Source organism: Candidatus Ponderosibacter sp. Uisw_141_02 (genome assembly GCF_048087665.1).
Lineage (GTDB): Bacteria > Pseudomonadota > Alphaproteobacteria > Puniceispirillales > Puniceispirillaceae > UBA3439.
This window is the reverse complement of the sequence record NZ_CP159807.1, coordinates 1,440,321-1,459,414: the sequence shown is the minus strand read 5'-3', so window position 1 is coordinate 1,459,414 and position 19,094 is coordinate 1,440,321. Positions and strand designations below refer to the sequence as shown.

Below are 19,094 nucleotides of genomic sequence, written 5' to 3'. Positions count from 1 at the left end.
CCATGGGTTCTATGTTAAAAAATGGTGGCGGTCTGCTTATGGACTGCCTGATTGCCCTTGGTGGCACAAAGGGGTTTGGCGTCCCGGGCGAGAGCTATCTTGCCGTTCTTGATGCGATGTATGACCGCAAGGGTAAATTTGACCTTATGTTATGCCGCAATGAAGGTGGCGCTGCCTATATGGCCGAAGCATGGGGAAAGTTAACCGGAACCCCTGGTCTTTGTTTTGTGACACGCGGCCCCGGAGCAACCAACGCCTCAATCGGTATTCATACCGCTATGCAGAATTCCACCCCGATGATTGTGTTTGTCGGGCAGGTTGGTGTTGGCATGAAAGGCCGCGAAGCTTTCCAAGAAATTGAATACTCACATTATTTTGGCAAGGTAGCCAAATGGGTTGTTGAAATTGACGATGCAAAACGCATTCCTGAAATCATGTCGCGCGCATGGACAACGGCGCTTAGCGGCAGGCCCGGCCCGGTTGTGGTTGCGCTTCCTGAAGATATGCTCGCCGCGCCGGTTTCCGCAAAGACCTGTGCGCCGGTAAATATTCCCGCCCCAGACATTTCGGCCAAACAGATTGACCAGCTGTCCAGCCTGTTAAATGCGGCCAAGCGCCCGCTGGTTCTCTATGGTGGCTCTGGCTGGTCAATTGAAGCTGCACGCCAGCTGGAATATTTTGCTGGTGCAAATCATCTGCCGCTTGTCGCGGCGTTCCGTTTTCACGACATCTGCGATAATTACCATCCGTCCTATGTTGGTGATGCCGGTGTTGGCGTACTTGGCTATATCAAAAACTTGATTGGTGAAGCCGATCTGATTTTGGCAATCAATGTTCGTTTTGGCGAATGTACGACCGATGGTTATAGCCTGTTTGATTGCCCCAATATGAAGGCAAAGCTGGTTCATTGCCATCCGTCCGATGATGAACTTGGCAAGATTTATGCGGCCGATTTGCCGCTTCAGGCAACGCCAAATGCAATGGCGGCAGCCCTGTCAAACATCAGCCTGAAACATGATGATGGCAGACGTGACTGGGTTGCAGCCGCTAAGGCCGCCTATGATGCTAGCTATAGCGTCAAACCCCAGCCGGGCAGCCTTGATATGGGCGATGTAATGGCGCATATCCGCGATGTTATTCCTGATGATGCGATCATCACGAATGGCGCTGGTAATTTTGCGATCTGGCCAAATAAATTTCTGAAATTTGGCCCGAAATCAAGACTTTTGGCACCGCAAAGCGGGGCTATGGGTTATGGTGTGCCAGCGGCGATTGCGGCCAAGGCGCATGACCCAAAACGCTTTGTTCTGTGTTTTGCTGGTGACGGCGATTTCCAGATGAATGGTAATGAACTTGGATCGGCAATGCAAGCCGGTTTGCAGCCAGTGATATTGATTGTGAATAACGGTACCTATGGCACAATCCGAATGCACCAAGAACGCCATTATCCTGAACGCGTATCAGGAACCGAACTTGCGAATCCGGATTTTGTGACGCTTGCCAAGGCCTATGGATTTTATGGTGAGCGTGTTGAAGAAACCGCTGATTTTGCTGATGCTTTTGCGCGTGCCTTGGCGTCGGATACGGGGGCGGTTCTTGATCTTGTTATTTCGACCGAAGCCATTACCCCGCGGCAAACCATTGACGATCTTCGCCGCGCCAAACCATAGGCTTGCACGGATGTTAGGCGTGCGGGCGTTGGGCGTGCGGGTGCTGGGCGGTTTTGCCAGCTATTGATTTGGCTTGATCTTTGACACGTCTTGGTCGCTTATTCGTCTTGGTCACTTATTCGGCTTGGCAAATAACTGAAACGCACCCTATAGATAAAACCTGTTTGGCACAGTGGCATGTGGAGAACTGGTAGGAGAGGCAGCATAATGTCTTTTGATTTTGACGAGATCATCGACCGCGTTGGAACGCATTCATCGAAATGGGATACGATGGAATCGAAATATGGCGTGTCGCCTAAAACCGGCATTCCAATGTGGGTTGCCGATATGGATTTCCGCGCCCCACCTGCGGTGCAATTGGCCTTGGTTGCTGCTTTAGATCACGGTGTTCATGGTTATTTTGGCGATGACAGTGAATATCGCGCGGCCTTGATCGGCTGGATGAAGCGCCGCCATCAATGGGATGTTGAGCCTGACTGGATCATTAATGCGCATGGTCTTGGCAATGCCATCAGCCTTTGCCTGAATGCCTATAGTGCGCCAGGTGATGGGGTAATCGTCTTTGCGCCGGTTTATCATGCCTTTGCGCGGATCATCGAAGGCACTGATCGCCGGCTTGTTGAATCGCCACTGATCCAGCGCGATGGTCGCTATCATATGGATTTGGACGCGCTTGCGACCAGCCTGACCGGTGATGAAAAAATTGTCCTATTTTGCTCGCCGCATAATCCCGGTGGCAGGGTTTGGTCGTCTGACGAATTGCAACAGCTAGCTGATTTCTGCGAGACGCATGATCTGACGCTCATCAGTGATGAGGTGCATAATGACCTTGTTTACAAAGGTAACAAGCATCATGTCCTCGCCAATATAGTGCCATCAATTCGGCACCGGCTTGTCACGCTTGTGGCAACAACCAAGACCTTTAATCTTGCTGGCTGTATGATTGGTAGCATGGTTGTTGCCGATGACGCCTTGCGTTCGCGTTTGGCGCGGGTGGCGCATGGTGCTGCGGGAATGTCTTTTAACCGGATTGGCATGTTGATGTGTACCGCCGCATGGGATCATGGCGATGAATGGCTTGATGCGCTGCTTGATTATCTGGCGGAAAATAAACGCATTCTTGATGAAGCGATGGCGTCAATTCCGGGGGTAAAATCAATGCCGATCGAGGCCACTTATCTTTGCTGGGTTGATTTTGCCGATACCGGTATGGATCGTGCCGAATTCACCCGCCGTGTTGAACAGCAGGCGCAGATAGCGGTTAATCATGGCAATAGTTTTGGCGTTGGTGGTGACAGTTTTTTACGGTTCAATATTGCCTGCCGGCGTGCTCTTGTGATCGAGGCGGCAAAACGGCTTAAAAACGCCTTTTCAGATCTTCAATAGAGTGGTCAAGGGGGCGTGCTGTTCATGCTGAATTTATGCAGGCCCGTCCGAAAAGGTAATTCATGATCTGGTTTCTATCGCTGTTCACACGGGAATATGAACAACGTCATGCATTGTTGATCATTTTTCTCGCTTCGTCTTTTTGGGGCGTCTTATGGGTGCCGATGCGCCATATCGAAGCGATGGGGCTGTCCGGATTGTGGGTGGTGGTGCTGTTCCATTTCCTACCCGCCTTGGCGATGCTGCCGCTGATTGTCAGAACCGCGCCATCATCAGGTCGTGATTGGGGGCGGGCGGCTGTTGCCGGTGCCTTGATGGGGGCAGGTTTTGCGCTTTATGCACTAGGGCTTGTTGTGGCGTCGGTCACGAAAACGGTGATTTTGTTTTACATGACGCCAATCTGGTCAACGGTGATTGCCTATTTTGTGCTTCGCGAGCGCGCTGGATGGGGGCGGTGGCTTGCCATTGCCGCGGCGCTTGTGGGCTGCGCCCTTGTGACAGGGGTCAACCGCGATGAATTGCGCTTTGATCCAACGGATTTATTGGGGCTTTTGTCAGGGCTGTTCTGGGCGTTGGGGTCAGTTATGATCCGCCGCTATGACGGGTTGAATTTTGTCACTGTCAGTTTCCTACAATATCTATCTGGCGGCATCATGGCGCTGCTTGCCGCGCTTTATCTTGGCGATCCCATACCGCAGCTCAATGCGTTTCTGCAGGCCATTCCACCGGCCTTTCTGGCGTCGGTGGTGGTGTTCTTACCGTCGGTCTTGCTGATTTTCCGCATCATGCAATATGTCTCGCCCGGTCTTGTTGGCATTTTGATGCTGTCCGAGGCTTTGGTGGCGGCGGTTTCGGCGGCTTTTTGGCTTGGCGAAACATTATCTTCAACGCAATGGATCGGCGTTGGTGCCATTCTGACAACGGGCGTGTTTATCGGTTTTTATGAAGGCAAAGCGGTAAGGGCGGCAAAACCGGCCTAGAGACGAGAAAGGTGCGCTGCCTAATCGCCCTTTTGGGCGTCCAATGCCGTGTGAATGGCATTCAAGCGTGGTTCAAGACCTTCGGTATCAAGCAATGACAGGCCAAGATTGCCAAGCTGATCCTGCCACGCAATCGTGCCAGCGGTCATTCTGCCAGCGATATTCAGATCGGCAAGGGTGATTGCCACTTCGCGCATTTCGGCAGCACGCCGGATGCCATGCGTTGTCATGCGCTCCATATTATAGGCAGCTTGGTCTTTCCATCCATCTTTGGTTTGTGATGCGTCAAGCGAGGCGGCCACCTCATCGGCAACGCCAGCAATTGTGGCGGCGCTGAAACATTCAGCCGTCAATGCTTCGATTCCCTTGACCAGAACCGAACGGATCATTTTGATCGTCGAGGCCCGGCCAACTGGCCCGGGGACGTGAACCGGCTTCATGTCTAACGCTAGCATCAGTGCAATGGCGGCTTCGGCATGTTCACCGGCAACCAACATTGCGGTCTGGTGATATTTTGGGGTGATGGTGGCCATAACCGCGACATCGACATAATGCCCGCCAGCCTCGGTAATGATTGCCGCATTCTTTTGCTTGGTTGAGGGGGCGCAGCTGTTCAGGTCAAAGAAATAGGCACCTTGCCCGATGCCCGCGGCGACGGCGCGTGCGGCAGCATGTGCCTGATCGGCAGTGACCGTGCTGAAAATCATATCGACTTCGTGAACCGTGCTTGCCGCATCATCGCCAATGATAACCCCCGCATCCTGCATCTGACGGGTTTTGTCGGCAGCGATGTCGCTGTCGCTAATCTGTTTGATGTCAAAGGCGCGAACGTCAATGCGCCCCCAGCCTTGGCATAGGCAAGATCCAGCTTCGCCAAATCCGATAACGGCAATTTTGGGAGTGTTTTGTTGGGTCATAGTAACGCTGCCATAATAAAATGATTCCGGTAGAATGAGACTAGCAAGATTTTGCCTCATGCCAATCAATTAGCATGCGTTAGTTGAAAAATAGTTGCGCGATATCTAGCTGCCCGCTTTTTTACGCGCTGCCAGCAAAGTGCCAAGCCCAGCCACAAAGGCGGCACCGGCAATCGCGGCAATCCATGGGGCCTGTAGGATTGCCTCTGGCATGATGTTGGCATTGATCTTGTCATTGGCAATCAAGCTGCCGCCAAGCCAGCCAAGCAGGCCAGCCCCGAGTGTGATAATGATGGGGAAACGTTCCATGATCCGCAAAATGATTGCGCTGCCGCCAATGATGATCGGCACGCTAAGCACCAATCCAAAAATCACCAGAAACATGCTTCCTTTGGCGGCGGCGGCAATCGCTAGGGCATTGTCGAGACTCATCACAAAATCGGCAACAATGATCGTCTGGATTGCACCCATAAGGTTGCTTTTTTCGGCAATTTTACCATCCAGATCATGATCGGCCTGATCGGTTAGCAATTTCACTCCAATCCATAACAGCAACAACCCGCCAACAAGCCGTAAACCTGGCGTTGTCATAAGAGCGCTGGCAAAAAACACCAGAATGACCCGCAAGATAATGGCTCCAGCAGTGCCCCAAATGATACCAAGACGTTTTTGTTTTGGGGGTAGATTCCGGCAGGCAAGGGCGATGATGATGGCGTTATCGCCACCAAGAACAATGTCGATTGCGATAATTTGTACAAGCGCAATTAGAAACGCATCCGTGCTCATTCCCATCATGATATCCATGTCGTCGTCCTCATGTTTTGTGGGGTTGCATCTTCGCTACCGAACGGCCAACAGGTGATAGCCCAGCCAGCATAATTTGCAATCGAAAAAATTATGAAATTCACATTTGAGAATGATTCGCAAAAAAAGACTTGCGGCTGCTTTTTGAGTTTGATAATCATTCTCAAGTAAGCCTTTGCTGATAGATAAGTCAAATGTGCGATTTACTGGTGATAAAGCATGATTATTTGCTGTATACGAAACGTTCTGGATCGATAGGATATGAAAATGACACGCTTTGCTTTTCCTCGTTTAAAACTGACGCGCCACTATTTAGCGGCCGCCGTTTTTACGGCCATTACCGCGTTGACATCAGTTGGCTTTGCGGCTGAAAAGATCAATATCTATTCGCACCGGCAGCAGGTTTTAATTCAGCCATTTCTCGACGCCTTTACGGCCAAAACTGGCATTGAAACCAATGTTGTCTATTCGTCAAAGGGATTGGCGCAGCGTTTGAAAGCCGAAGGGCCAGCAAGCCCTGCCGATGTGATTTTGACCGTTGATATTGCGCGGCTATCCGAATATGCCGGTTTGGATTTGTTGGCGCCGGTTGATTCGTCAATTTTGCGCGCCAATATACCGTCGCGGCTGCGATCGGAAGATAACCGTTGGTTTGGGTTTTCAGAGCGTGCGCGTATTTTGGTGACGTCAAAAACGCGCGTCGCCGAAGGGGCTGTTCTTGATCTTGAAGATTTGGCGAAACCAGAATGGAAGGGCCGTATTTGCAGCCGTGCTGGCAGCCATGATTATAACCGCGCCTTAGTGGCATCAATGATTGCGGCGCATGGTGTGGCGGCAACCGAAACATGGGCACGTGGTGTTGTTGACAATCTGGCACGTAAACCACAAGGCAATGATCGCAGTCAAGCCAAAGCAATTTTTCAGGGGCTTTGCGATGTTGCGATCATGAATAGCTATTATTACGGCAATATGAAATTTGGCGACAAGGCTGATCAAAAAGAATGGGCACAAGCCATCCGACTGGTTTTTACCAATCAGTCCAACCGCGGCAATCATATGAATATTTCGGGTGGTGGTGTTGCCAAACATGCGAAAAACAAAGCGGCGGCCATTGCCTTTCTTGAATTTCTGACCGAAGAAAAAGCCCAACATCTTTATGGTGAGATCAATTTCGAATATCCTGTCAATCCGGCGGTTTCGGTGAATGGAGAGTTGGCAAGCTGGGGACGTTTCAAGCCGGATAATTTGCCGATTGAACGGCTGGCAGCGCTGGCACCCAAGGCGCAGATGATTATTGACCGCGTCGGATGGTAGCGACCTTTCTATCAAATTTTGCCCGCGCACAGCGCCAGCCGGTTGATCGGTGGTCGGTCGGCGTCATTCTGCTGTGTGGTCTGATTCTGGGGCCGGTGCTGGCGGTTCTTGTGGCGGCATTTGGTGATAGTGGCGGGTTATGGTCGCATCTTTATGATACGGTTCTTGGTCGCTATATCAGCAATACATTGATTTTGATGGCAGGTGTTGGTGTTGTTGCGATTGGGTTTGGCGTCAGTTCGGCATGGGTTGTCAGCCGTTATGATTTTGCCGGTCGCCGCATTTTGGAATGGATGCTTTTGCTGCCTGCGGCAATTCCGGCCTATATCATTGCCTATAGCTATACCGAGTTTTTTGAATATGCCGGCCCGCTTCAATCGGCGCTTCGTCATTTGTTTGACTGGCAAAGCCCGCGCGATTACTGGTTTCCTGAAATCCGCTCTCTTGGTGGTGCCATTCTGGTCATGGCGTCGGTTTTATATCCCTATATTTATATGGTGACGCGGATTGCCTTTCGATTGACACCGGCAAGCCTGTTTGAAATTGCGCTCGTGCATAACCGGTCGCAATTCTGGCAGGTTGGCCTGCCCTTGGCGCGTCCGGCGATTATGGCCGGTCTTGCGCTTGTTATGATGGAAGTGATGTCTGATTTTGGCACGGTTGAGTTTTTTGCCATCGAGACAATCACTTTGGGCATTTTTAATGTCTGGCTGGGGATGAACAACCTTGTCGCGGCGGCGCAAATTTCGATTGTGGGTTTTGGCTTTATTCTGGCGCTTTTGGGGCTGGAACTTTATGCCCGATCACGCCAGCAATATGTCAGCAGCAGCCGTAACCAAACACCACTTGCGATGCTGGTGCCAACAAAAGCAGGGATTTTGGCTTGTTGGGCGGTTTGTGTCATTCCGTTGTTATTTGGGTTTTTCATTCCTGTTGGCGTGCTTCTGGGTCTTGTCGCCACCAATGATTTGCTGGCTGATTTTCTGGCCATTCGGGGCATTGTTGGCAATACGCTGATCGTCGCGGCGATTGCGGCTGTGGTGATCATGGTTTTATCGGCCTTTATTGTCGTCACGGCGACGTTCCGCGCTGGGTCAAAAACCCGGAAAATGGCGTTATTCGCCTCGACTGGCTATGCGTTTCCTGGCACGATTCTGGCGATTGGTGTGTTGATTTTTACCGGCCAGCTTGATCGCGCAATTGCGGCAGTTTTCGGCGCGCAATTTCAGGGCATTTTGATTACCAGCATTGGCGTTTTGTTTCTGGCCTATATCGTTCGGTTTCAGGCGGTTGGATATGGCGCGATGATTTCGGGTGTCAGGCGGCTTCCGGCCAATATGATGAACGCCAGCCGGGTTTTGGGACAAGGCTATATGGATTCGATCCGGCGGGTGATTATGCCATTGCTGAAAAGCTCGTTTCTGGCGGGTATGATGCTGGTTTTTGTCGATGTAATGAAAGAATTGCCGATGACCTTGCTGTTGCGGCCATTTAATTTCGATACTTTGGCAACTTATACCTATCAATTTGCCAAGGATGAAATGCTTGAAATGGCGGCGTTGCCAGCTTTGATGATCGTTCTGTCGGGGCTGGTGCCGGTGATTTTAATGAGTGCGATGCTGCGCCGGTATCGCTAGGGCTCTATTCTTGGCTACCATGGCGCGAAGCATTGGTTGAGATTCACCACGCCATGCTGTAAAGCATGGTTTTATTTCCGTTAAGTTTGATGAGGCGTGTGATGACAGCGATTGCCTGTATCGAAGATTTACAAAAATTGGCAAAGCGGCGGGTGCCGCGGATGTTTTATGATTACGCCGATAGCGGGTCATGGACCGAATCGACCTATCGTGCCAATGAGAGTGATCTTGCCGCGATCAAGTTTCGCCAGCGGGTTGCGCTTGATGTCAGTAACCGCACCACGGAAATGTCGATGCTTGGGCAAAAGCTGCCAATGCCGGTGGCGTTGGCACCAACTGGTTTGACAGGCATGCAGCACGCCGATGGTGAAATTCTGGCAGCCAAAGCCGCTGCCGAATTTGGTGTGCCCTTCACCTTATCGACCATGTCGATCTGTTCAATCGAGGATGTTGCCGAACACAGCCCGACGCCTTTCTGGTTTCAGCTTTATGTAATGCGAGACCGTGATTTTGTTTCGCGCCTGATCGAGCGCGCACGCGATGCCAATTGTTCGGCCTTGATGGTCACGCTTGATCTGCAATTGATGGGCCAGCGTCATAAAGATGTTCGAAATGGCCTAAGTGCGCCGCCAAAACCAACCTTTCGCAATATTCTGAACCTTATGCAAAAGCCTGCTTGGTGTCTTGGCATGCTTGGCACGAAACGGTGGCAATTCGGCAATATTGTAGGCCATGTAAAAGGCGTCAAGGATATGTCGTCGCTCGCCGATTGGACGGTCAGCCAATTCGACCCGTCACTGTCATGGGATGATGTTGCCGCGATCCGCAAACAATGGGGCGGAAAATTGATCATCAAGGGCATTCTGGATGTCGAAGATGCGCTTGCTGCGGTGAATGTCGGGGCTGATGCAATTGTCGTGTCGAACCATGGTGGCCGCCAGCTTGATGGCGCGATGTCGTCAATCACCGCCTTACCAGCCATCGTCGAGGCGATTGGCGATCGTGCCGAAGTCTGGATGGATGGCGGTATCAGATCGGGTCAGGATGTGCTTCGCGCCATCGCACTTGGTGCCAAAGGTACCATGATTGGGCGGGCATTTCTTTATGGGCTTGGCGCCAAAGGTCAGGCGGGCGTTCGTCAAACCTTGGAAATCATTCACAAAGAACTTGATCTTACCCTTGGCCTTTGCGGTCAGTCCGATCTTGCCAAGGTGGATTCGTCAATCCTGCTGGAATAACAAGCCTTTTTCATTTGCAGGCATGGCCAAGCGGGCAAGCCGCGCCATGTCCCATGCAATTGCCGAATTGCTTGATATGACCGGGATGCCATATTGCGCTTCGGCAATGGCGATAATGAGTGCGCATTTCAGCGACGTACAGGAAATGAAAATAGCGTCAAGCGGTATGGTCGCACTGCTGATGATTGCATCAATGGCATCTAATATTGATTGCGGGTGAATACAGCCAACAATTGAATCACGCCCTTCGCCAAAGGTGGCGGCAGCGCCAATCTCAAATCCATCATCTTCAAGAAGAAAACACATTTTTTCCGATATTTCAGAGATGTAAGGCGCGAGATAGCCAATGTTTCTGGCTCCAACTGCCTTTAGCGCCCGCCGTGCGCCGGTCAAAGGGGTGGTGACATGATCAACATCGACATGCGATTTGACAATGGCCTGAACCGTGTCTTCGCCAATCAATAATGATGCCGATGTGCAGCCATAGCCAATAACGTCGAAATGATAACCTGGCGGAAAAAGCGCAAGCGCATCGGCAAAACGTTCTTTCATCGCGGTAAGATTTTCGACGGTCACCTGATCATCGCAGGCAATGCGGCTATGAAGAATGGTGGGGGGCTGTCCATTTCCGACATCAGTGCCAACAGCGTCGCCAATGAAATGACGCAGTTCGGTTTCAATCGTCAGATCAGTTTCAAGCGTGACCAGCCCCATCTGGACGGCGGTTTCGGCAGCGCTGGCAACGCGAAATGGAACATGGGTAAATTCGGGCGGTGTCCGATCTTTAAATGTGGTGACATTCGCAGTCATGACATTTTCTCCTTTGGCCTTACCAAGCCGGAATGACTGGCAGGTCGCGTGAGGCGCGAGTTGATAATAACACAACCCGATCTTCGAGAACGAGCAGGTTTTCTTCGGCGACCATCGTTAGGCCATTGCCATAGCCAATTGATGGTTCAAGCGTTAGCGTCATGCCTGCGGTAATCACGGTTTGATCCCAATTGGTATGCGATGGCGGTTCGGTCAATTGTGTGCCAAGCCCATGTCCATAGCGGCCAACGCCATCATCACCGGTTTTGACGGCGCTAATCTGCTCATGCTGGCTGCTGCCTTGGTGATCGGGGCGCAATATGGCATCCATTGCAAAAAACAGATCAGCCGCCGTAACCCCCGGCCGCAGAATATCAATCGCCGCTTGGGTTGCGTCATAAAGCCGGTGATGCGTTTCATGTGCTTCATCACTGGCATGATGTATGGCAAAATTGCGGTCAAAGTCACTGAAATAGCCATCCCAAACGCATCCGGTATCAAGCATGAATACATCACCTGCGGCAAGCGGGCGGCTGTTTGGTGGGGCGATAATGTCTTGATAACCGTCAGGGCCGGCGCTGCCAACAAGATAGCTGACATCATCAACACCGGCTGTAAGCGCCTTTATTTTGAACTGGCGAAACAAATCATCAAGCGGCATACCAGCTTTTACCCATTGTGGCACATCGGCAAAAACGCCCGAAACGAGTTGGCAGATATACGTTAGTTTGGCCTGTTCAGCAGGTGATTTAACCATGCGGATATGCTGGATCGCATTTGTCATATCGCAAAAAGCAATATCGTTCAAACTACCCTGCAGGGCGCGAAGGTCATTAAACGGCATGCGAATGGCGGTTTCGCGTCCCATCATCATGCCAAGACGGCCTGTCGCGCCAAGATGATTGCGGATCACGCTGATCAGAAGGGAAATGCCGTCATCATCGGCGGCGGGTGAGGGCCATGATTGTAAATCGCCAATATAGCAATCGCGCATCAGCGGCACGCCAATTGACGGGATGATGGCAACTGGCTTGCCACTTGCTGGAATTAAGACGAACCAAGGGCGTGTCGGGCTTTGCCAGAATTGGGTCATAAAGCCGGTAAAATAACGGATATCGGCTTCGTTTGTTAATAACAGCGCGCCAATATCACCTGCCGCCATCGCCAGTTGCGCCTTGGCGCAGCGGCTGGCGAATTCGGCAATCTCAAAGCCGCGTTGCGGCGCTGTCATTTCTGCCGTCCTTCGGTTACAAGCCGGTCATAAAGCCCGAGATCGGTTGCGCCTTCCGTACCGATCAAGAGCACGACCGAAGTGGGGCCAAAGCCAAGCTTTTGCCAAAGCGCTGGATCTTTTTTGGCTGCCACCAAGGCGGTAAGACCGGCGGTTGAACATTCGCCAGCCTCAATTGTGCCGCCGCCAAAGACGCCATCGGCAAACCCTGCCATCAGCGGCGCAATGGCGTCATCGGTGATGGAGAGGCAGTGATCCAGACTTGGCTGCAAAATCTGCCACGCAAGATCGGAAATTTCGCCACATGACAAACCCGCCATCAGCGTTTCTTCGCTAATATCAACAAGGCTTGGTGTTTGGGCTTCGATGCTTTCCAGAAAACAGGCCGACATATAGGATTCAACGCCAATCATCTTGCCAAGATTGGCGCCCATATGCTGCCAAATTGGCGCAACGATGCCAGCGGCCATGCCGCCAACCCCGATTGGCAGGAAGCAATGGCTTGGGCCTGCGCCTTGCATTTGTGCGATGGCCTCACGCCCCATCACGCTATAGCCCGCCATGATATCAAGCGGCATTTCGCGGTAACCAGCCCATGATGTGTCAGATACAATATGCCATCCATGCGCCGCAGCATCATCTTTGCAGGCGGCAAGCGAGGCTTCATAATTGCCGGGAATCCGGTTGATCTTGGCACCAAAAGCCGCCATTGCATCGGCGCGTTCTTGGCTGACATGTTCGTGAATATAGATTTCGGCGTGGCAGCCAGCCTGCTGTGCGCCCCATGCAACCGAACGACCATGATTGCCATCGGTTGCGGTTGTCACGGTAATGCTGGCCGGATCAATATCTTCGGCTTTTTTACTGGCAACCAGTTTGGCCACAGCATAGGCACCGCCAAGGGCTTTAAATGATTTCAGGTCCAGACGTTGTGATTCGTCTTTATAATAGACCGCAGCAACGCCGCAGAAATCGGCAAGCTTATCAAGTGAGATCAGCGGGGTCGGGTGATAATGCGGCCATGCCGAAATGGCGGCATAGGCCTTGTCCATATTGCGGCTGTTCAAATTATCATCAAATTTGGGAAAGGCAGATGGTTGATGCCCACGATTGGTGACGGCCTTTACGATCTTGCATTTGGCAAATATCTGTTGGTCAAGCGGCATGCGTTTTACTCCGTATCTTTTGTCTCATTTCAGGCCAGCGTAACCAATCGTGAAGCGCAATGCCTTATTGTCTCAACCTTGCGCTAAAGTGGTGCTTTCCGTAAAGGGCAAAATGATCTGGTAGCTTGCGGAATTAACTGGCTTGGATTAGCGTTTGGCGATCTGGTTTTTGCGGCTCGCAGGCAATGGGGGGATTTGATATGTCGGGACATGGGTATGAAACAGGGCGTTTGAATTTGCCCTTTGTCGGATTATGTAGCTTTGGCAAATATCCCTATCAACCTGATTGGTCGTCAATTGATGCTGATTTTGCCATTCTTGGCGTGCCGTTTGATTTTGGCACCCAATTTCGGGCTGGTGCAAGATTTGGTCCCCGCGGTATCCGCGAAGCGTCAACGCTATTTTCGTTTGGCCATGCGGGTGCTTATGACCATGAAGATGATGTGACATATCTTCAGGCCGATCAGGTTCGGATTGTTGATATTGGTGACGCCGATATCATTCACACGGATACCATCAAAAGCCATGCCAATATTGAAGCGGGGGTTCGTGCCATTCTTGCCGCTGGCGCAGTGCCGGTGGTTCTTGGCGGCGATCATTCGGTCAATATTCCCTGTATCAATGCCTTTAGCGATGAAGAGCCGTTTCATCTTGTGCAAATTGACGCGCACCTTGATTTCGTTGACGAACGGCACGGGGTCAAATTTGGACATGGCAATCCAATGCGCCGTGCTGCCGAAAAACCCTATGTGACTGGCCTGTCGCAGATTGGTATCCGCAATGTGTCGTCAACGGCAAAGGACGGTTATGACGATGCCCGCAAAATGGGGTCTGATATTCAGTCGGTTCGTCAATTCCGCAAATTGGGTGTTGCTGGCATGCTTGATCGGATTCCCGCTGGTGGTCGCTATTACGTGACGATTGATATTGACGGGTTTGATCCATCGGTTGCCCCGGGGACGGGGACGCCGTCACATGGTGGGTTTTTCTATTATGAGATCCTGGAATTTCTGGATGGTTTGACCAAGCGCGGAACTATCATCGGTGTTGATCTTGTTGAGGTGGCACCTGATTATGACCATAGTGGCAGCACGACAACATTAGCGGCGCAAATCTTGTTAAACCTAATTGGCAGAATCCACCATAACCGGCGCTAGCAGGGTGCAATTGACGCAAAAATAGTCGGCTAAATAGAAGTTGGCATAAAAATTTTCTAAATGTTCAGAACTTGTTGCAAATCATATCCTTCGGTGTTTTAGTTAGCGTCGTTGTTTCGACTCAATATTCGCTAAATAGATAGCATTGCAACGTGACAAAAAAATAAGATTAAAACAAAAACTAGGTAGGATAAAATGGTGCAAGCCAACGACCCATTCGTCAGCTTCAAAGGGGTCCAAAAGAGCTATGACGGCGAAACGCTTGTCGTTAAAAATCTAAACCTAGATATCGCATCTGGCGAATTTTTAACAATGTTGGGTCCGTCAGGGTCAGGCAAGACAACCTGTCTGATGATGCTTGCCGGTTTTGAAACGGCAACGCATGGTGATATTGAGCTAGGCGGCCGCCCAATCAATAACATTCCGCCGCATAAGCGCGGCATTGGCATGGTGTTTCAAAATTACGCCCTGTTCCCGCATATGACGGTGGGTGAAAATTTGGCTTTTCCGCTGAAAGTGCGCAATATGCCAACGGCCGAAGTCGAAGACAAAGTTCGCGCAGTGCTGGACATGGTTCAGATGCTTGCCTTTATCGATCGGAAACCGGCGCAATTGTCGGGTGGACAGCAACAGCGGATCGCGCTGGCCCGGGCATTGGTGTTTAATCCTGAACTGGTTTTGATGGATGAACCGCTTGGTGCGCTCGACAAACAGCTTCGCGAACATATGCAGTATGAAATCAAGCATATTCATGAAAATCTTGGGGTGACGGTTGTCTATGTAACGCATGACCAGTCTGAAGCCTTGACCATGTCAAACCGGATTGCGGTTTTTGATGATGGCATTATCCAACAGCTTGCTGATCCAGTTACGCTTTATGAAAAGCCGGAAAATGCGTTTGTGGCCCAGTTTATCGGCGAGAATAATCAAATGCTAGGCACGGTTCAGTCGGTCAGCAAAAACATTGCAACGGTCAAGCTGGACGCAGGAGATGTTGTCAAAGCGCTTGCGGTGAATGTTGGTGCTGTTGGCAGCCGAACAACCTTATCTGTTCGTCCGGAACGCTGTATCGTCACGGCGAAAAAATCTGCTGGGACAAGCTCACTTGATGCACGCATCGAAGAATTAATATATCTTGGAGATCACATCCGCTGCCGGATGAGCGTGGCTGGCGATGATCAGTTCATTGTCAAAGTTCCAAACACTTCGGGTCAACTTGGTCTGGAAATTGGAGCATTGTCGCAAATTGGCTGGAAGAACGATGATTGCCGGGCGCTTGATTTTAATGAACCAGTTTGACTATGCTAACAGTCAAAGATGGCTCGCTACTTGGTTAACGGGTAGTGGCTATTAAAATAGAGTAGTGTGGCTCTTAAAACGCACGAACAACCAAAGGGAGTAGACATAATGTCTGGATTAACGAAAAAAATAATTGCGATTGCAGGTGCTTCAGCATTTGTTAGCGGCGCAGCAATGGCAGCTGATTTGACAGTTGTGTCATGGGGCGGTGCATATACAAAGTCACAGGTTGAGGCCTATCATAAGCCTTGGATGGCAAAGACTGGCAAAGCCATTGTTTCGGAAGATTACGGCGGGGGTATTGCCGAGATCAAAGCTCAGGTTGAGTCCGGAAATGTGACATGGGACGTTGTTGACGTTGAATTGTCAGACGCTATTCGTGCATGTGATGAAGGTCTTTTGGAGCCAATTGATCATTCAATCCTGCCACCTGCACCCGATGGCACGCCAGCAACCGAAGACTTTTTGCCAGGTACATTGCATGATTGTGCGGTCGCAAACATCGTTTGGTCATCCGTATACGCTTATGATTCAAGCAAAACACGTAACTGGAATACGCCAACCACAATGGCTGATTTTTTCAACACCAAGGCATTTCCGGGCAAGCGCGGCATGCGGAAGTCACCAAAAGTGACCATGGAATTTGCCTTGATTGCTGATGGTGTTCCTGTCAGCGAGGTTTATGACGTTCTTGGAACCGAAGAAGGCGTTGCACGCGCCTTTGCCAAGCTTGATACTATCAAAGACGATGTGGTCTGGTGGGAAGCTGGCGCGCAGCCACCACAGCTGCTTGCTGACGGTGAAGTTGTGTTTTCAACTGCTTGGAACGGCCGTGTGTTCAATGCCAAAAATGCTGAAGGCCAGTCATTTGAAATGGTGTGGGACGGTCAGATTTATGACCTTGATCTCTGGGTGATTCCAAAAGGATCAAAGAACAAAGAAGCAGCGCTTGATTTCGTCGCTTTCTCAACAGCGACTGAGCAGCTTGCTGCGCAGGCATCATGGATCTCTTATGGCCCAGCACGTGCATCATCTGAAGCTCGTATTGGTACTTTCCATTCTGATGATAGCATCAAAATGGCAGATCATATGCCTACAGCTGCTGCAAACTTTAAAAATGCCTTGCAGAACGACTTTGAATTCTGGGCAGATAATGCTGACCAGTTGAACGAGCGTTTCAACGCTTGGTTGTCAAAGTAAAACCAAAAACCAAAGCGGTCACATGGAGTTTGCCATGTGACCGCTTTTTATTAGTCACTTTTTAACTGAGATTTATTTTCATCATGGCAGATAGTCAAACGGCCTCTCTCGAGCCAATTACCGCGGCTGATGGGACACCGCTGAAGAAAAAGCTGGCGCAGGCTTTATTCCGTAGCCGTGTTCGTGCTGTTTCGCTTGTGGTGCCCTTGTTTGCTTTTGTCATGGCCAGCTTTGTTATCCCGATCCTTGCGCTGATGTGGCAAGGGGTCTACAACGATCGATTTTCTTCCCACATGCCGAATCTGACCGAGCAATTAACCATGTGGGATGGGCTAACCGAGCCGAATGAAAAGATGTATGAGGCGTTGGTTGCCGATTTAAAAACTGCGCGTGCCGATCGGACAATTGGCCGGGCTGCTACGCGTGTGAACCAAGAATTTCCCGGAACGCGATCATTATTCACATCAACTGCACGCAAGGTTAAAAAATTAAAGCCACCTTTCAAAGAAAGCGTCATCAAGGCCAACAAGAAATGGAACAATATCGAAGTCTGGCAGGCCATGAAGATCACGTCTCAGGACCTTACACCGGGGTTTTACGCCACCGCGCTTGATGGACGCTATACAGTTGATCAAGGCTTTGTCCGGCAGGATGAAAACCGGCAAATATATGTAAAGCTGTTCTGGCGTACCATGCTGATTTCGGCAACGGTTATGGGCTTGTGCCTTTTGCTTGGCTATCCGGTTGCCTATTTGCTGGCAACCTTACCATTGCGCGCATCTAACTTGCTGATGATCATGGTTTTGCTGCCATTCTGGACATCACTTTTGGTGCGAACAACAGCGTGGATTGCCATTTTGCAATCGCAAGGAGTGATCAATGATCTGATGGTTTTTGTTGGCATCACTGCAGATGATGCGCGCTTCTCGCTGATCTATAATATGACTGGTACGATCATTGCGATGACGCATATTTTGCTACCATTCATGATTTTACCGCTCTATTCAGTGATGAAAACCATTCCACCATCATATATGCGCGCCGCACGCTCGCTTGGTGCCACACCGACAATGGCCTTTATCAAGGTGTACATGCCGCAAACAATTCCGGGGATTGGTGCTGGCGGTTTGCTGGTTTTCATTCTGGCAATTGGGTATTACATCACACCAGCGCTTGTTGGTGGTCAGGATGGTCAATTGATTTCAAATATGATTGCCTATCATATGCAGAAGTCGCTGAACTGGTCGCTTGCCGCGGCGCTTGGCGGTATTTTGCTGGCGGGCGTTCTGGTTCTTTATTGGGCTTATGACAAGGTTATCGGTATCGATAACATGAAGCTGGGATAATAATATGGCAAAGCTTCCTCCCTATACCAGCACTGGTGAATATATCTGGCATTATGTTTATCGCAGCATTTGCGGATTGATCTTCCTGTTTTTGATCATGCCAATCATTGTGGTTTTGCCGCTGTCATTCAATGTCGAGCCTTATTTCAGCTTTACCAAGGGCATGTTGAATTTTGACCCCGCAGCCTATTCGCTTCGCTGGTACGAGGATATTCTGCGCAATGGTATGAAGGCGCCGGATGCGCCATTTGATTGGGCATGGCTTGCCGATACATGGAATAATGGCCAATGGATCAGAGCCATTCGCAACAGTTTTTTCATCGGAATTTGTGCAACGCTTTTGTCAACTGCGCTTGGTACATTGGCGGCAATTGGTCTTAGCCGGTCTGAAATGCCCTATCGCCGGTTGGTTATGTCGATCCTGATTTCGCCGATGATTGTGCCATTGATTATTACCGCAGCTGGCATGTTCTATTTCTATTCGCAGGTGCATTTGAGCCAAACCTATCTTGGCGTGATCATGGCGCATGCGGTTCTTGGCACGCCCTTTGTGATCATTACCGTAACAGCAACCCTTGTTGGTTTTGACAAATCGCTCGTTCGGGCATCGCAATCGCTTGGCGCGGGGGCGGTTACCACCTTTCGCAAAGTGCAGATGCCATTGATTATCCCCGGGGTTATTTCAGGCGGCCTTTTTGCCTTTATCACCTCATTTGACGAAGTGGTGGCGGTTCTGTTCCTGGCCAGTCCGGAACAGCGAACGATTCCGCGTCAGATGTGGTCGGGTATTCGCGAGCAGATCAGCCCAACGATTCTTGCCGTTGCCACGCTGTTGGTGATCTTATCGATCATTCTTTTGACGGTTTTGGAGTTATTGCGGCGGCGTTCTGAACGGCTGCGCGGGATCACAAGCAGCTAGTCAGCCTGTCCATTTGACCT

The 19,094-nt window shown here is 50.6% G+C and carries 16 protein-coding genes; 11 read left to right on the top strand and 5 right to left on the bottom strand.

The window, feature by feature from the left end; genetic code table 11:
• Positions 1 to 11: 11 nt before the first annotated feature.
• The 3 genes from ABXT40_RS07380 to ABXT40_RS07370 all read left to right on the top strand — a co-directional run bounded on the left by ABXT40_RS07380 (position 12) and on the right by ABXT40_RS07370 (position 4,036).
• Positions 12 to 1,670 (top strand): thiamine pyrophosphate-dependent enzyme, encoded by a 1,659-nt coding sequence (locus ABXT40_RS07380; protein WP_443646982.1) that lies wholly within the window; start codon positions 12 to 14, stop codon positions 1,668 to 1,670.
• Positions 1,671 to 1,877: 207 nt separating this feature from the next.
• Complete coding sequence (locus tag ABXT40_RS07375; RefSeq protein ID WP_443644979.1) at positions 1,878 to 3,056, top strand: MalY/PatB family protein; 1,179 nt, start codon at positions 1,878 to 1,880, stop codon at positions 3,054 to 3,056.
• A 62-nt stretch (positions 3,057 to 3,118) separates the two neighbouring features.
• Positions 3,119 to 4,036 (top strand): DMT family transporter, encoded by a 918-nt coding sequence (locus tag ABXT40_RS07370; RefSeq protein WP_443644978.1) that lies wholly within the window; start codon positions 3,119 to 3,121, stop codon positions 4,034 to 4,036.
• A 20-nt stretch (positions 4,037 to 4,056) separates the two neighbouring features.
• On the opposite strand, the gene ABXT40_RS07365 is transcribed toward ABXT40_RS07370, so the two are convergent.
• Positions 4,057 to 4,953: a DUF1932 domain-containing protein gene (locus tag ABXT40_RS07365; RefSeq protein WP_443644977.1), complete on the bottom strand. Its 897-nt coding sequence runs from the start codon at positions 4,951 to 4,953 to the stop codon at positions 4,057 to 4,059.
• A 105-nt stretch (positions 4,954 to 5,058) separates the two neighbouring features.
• Complete coding sequence (locus ABXT40_RS07360; RefSeq protein ID WP_443644976.1) at positions 5,059 to 5,757, bottom strand: YjbE family putative metal transport protein; 699 nt, start codon at positions 5,755 to 5,757, stop codon at positions 5,059 to 5,061.
• A gap of 267 nt (positions 5,758 to 6,024) precedes the next feature.
• Between ABXT40_RS07360 and ABXT40_RS07355 the strand changes: the two genes are divergently transcribed.
• The 3 genes from ABXT40_RS07355 to ABXT40_RS07345 all read left to right on the top strand — a co-directional run bounded on the left by ABXT40_RS07355 (position 6,025) and on the right by ABXT40_RS07345 (position 9,946).
• Entirely contained in the window at positions 6,025 to 7,071 is a 1,047-nt protein-coding gene (locus ABXT40_RS07355) for an extracellular solute-binding protein (protein ID WP_443644975.1), read from the top strand.
• Entirely contained in the window at positions 7,065 to 8,708 is a 1,644-nt protein-coding gene (locus ABXT40_RS07350) for an ABC transporter permease (RefSeq protein WP_443644974.1), read from the top strand. The genes ABXT40_RS07355 and ABXT40_RS07350 overlap by 7 nt, the downstream gene beginning before the upstream one ends.
• 89 nt (positions 8,709 to 8,797) lie before the next feature.
• A complete protein-coding gene (locus tag ABXT40_RS07345; protein WP_443644973.1) occupies positions 8,798 to 9,946 on the top strand; it encodes an alpha-hydroxy acid oxidase in 1,149 nt (382 codons plus the stop codon).
• Here ABXT40_RS07345 and ABXT40_RS07340 read toward each other — a convergent pair.
• The 3 genes from ABXT40_RS07340 to ABXT40_RS07330 are packed head-to-tail and all read right to left on the bottom strand — an operon-like array spanning position 9,929 to position 13,153.
• Positions 9,929 to 10,756: a maleate cis-trans isomerase family protein gene (locus ABXT40_RS07340; RefSeq protein ID WP_443644972.1), complete on the bottom strand. Its 828-nt coding sequence runs from the start codon at positions 10,754 to 10,756 to the stop codon at positions 9,929 to 9,931. The genes ABXT40_RS07345 and ABXT40_RS07340 overlap by 18 nt on opposite strands.
• A 19-nt stretch (positions 10,757 to 10,775) precedes the next feature.
• Positions 10,776 to 11,987: a M24 family metallopeptidase gene (locus tag ABXT40_RS07335; RefSeq protein WP_443644971.1), complete on the bottom strand. Its 1,212-nt coding sequence runs from the start codon at positions 11,985 to 11,987 to the stop codon at positions 10,776 to 10,778.
• Positions 11,984 to 13,153, bottom strand: coding sequence for a diaminopropionate ammonia-lyase (locus ABXT40_RS07330; protein ID WP_443644970.1), 1,170 nt, complete (start codon positions 13,151 to 13,153; stop codon positions 11,984 to 11,986). The genes ABXT40_RS07335 and ABXT40_RS07330 overlap by 4 nt, the downstream gene beginning before the upstream one ends.
• A gap of 200 nt (positions 13,154 to 13,353) precedes the next feature.
• On the opposite strand from ABXT40_RS07330, the gene speB reads away from it, so the two are divergent.
• From speB to ABXT40_RS07305, 5 genes are all read left to right on the top strand, one after another.
• Complete coding sequence (gene speB, locus ABXT40_RS07325) at positions 13,354 to 14,310, top strand: agmatinase (protein ID WP_443646981.1); 957 nt, start codon at positions 13,354 to 13,356, stop codon at positions 14,308 to 14,310.
• Positions 14,311 to 14,505: 195 nt separating this feature from the next.
• Positions 14,506 to 15,609: an ABC transporter ATP-binding protein gene (locus tag ABXT40_RS07320; RefSeq protein ID WP_443644969.1), complete on the top strand. Its 1,104-nt coding sequence runs from the start codon at positions 14,506 to 14,508 to the stop codon at positions 15,607 to 15,609.
• A 108-nt stretch (positions 15,610 to 15,717) separates the two neighbouring features.
• A complete protein-coding gene (locus ABXT40_RS07315) occupies positions 15,718 to 16,809 on the top strand; it encodes a polyamine ABC transporter substrate-binding protein (RefSeq protein ID WP_443644968.1) in 1,092 nt (363 codons plus the stop codon).
• An 83-nt stretch (positions 16,810 to 16,892) separates the two neighbouring features.
• Positions 16,893 to 18,155 (top strand): ABC transporter permease, encoded by a 1,263-nt coding sequence (locus tag ABXT40_RS07310; protein ID WP_443644967.1) that lies wholly within the window; start codon positions 16,893 to 16,895, stop codon positions 18,153 to 18,155.
• 4 nt (positions 18,156 to 18,159) lie between these two features.
• Positions 18,160 to 19,074 (top strand): ABC transporter permease, encoded by a 915-nt coding sequence (locus ABXT40_RS07305; protein ID WP_443644966.1) that lies wholly within the window; start codon positions 18,160 to 18,162, stop codon positions 19,072 to 19,074.
• The last annotated feature ends 20 nt before the right edge of the window (positions 19,075 to 19,094 follow it).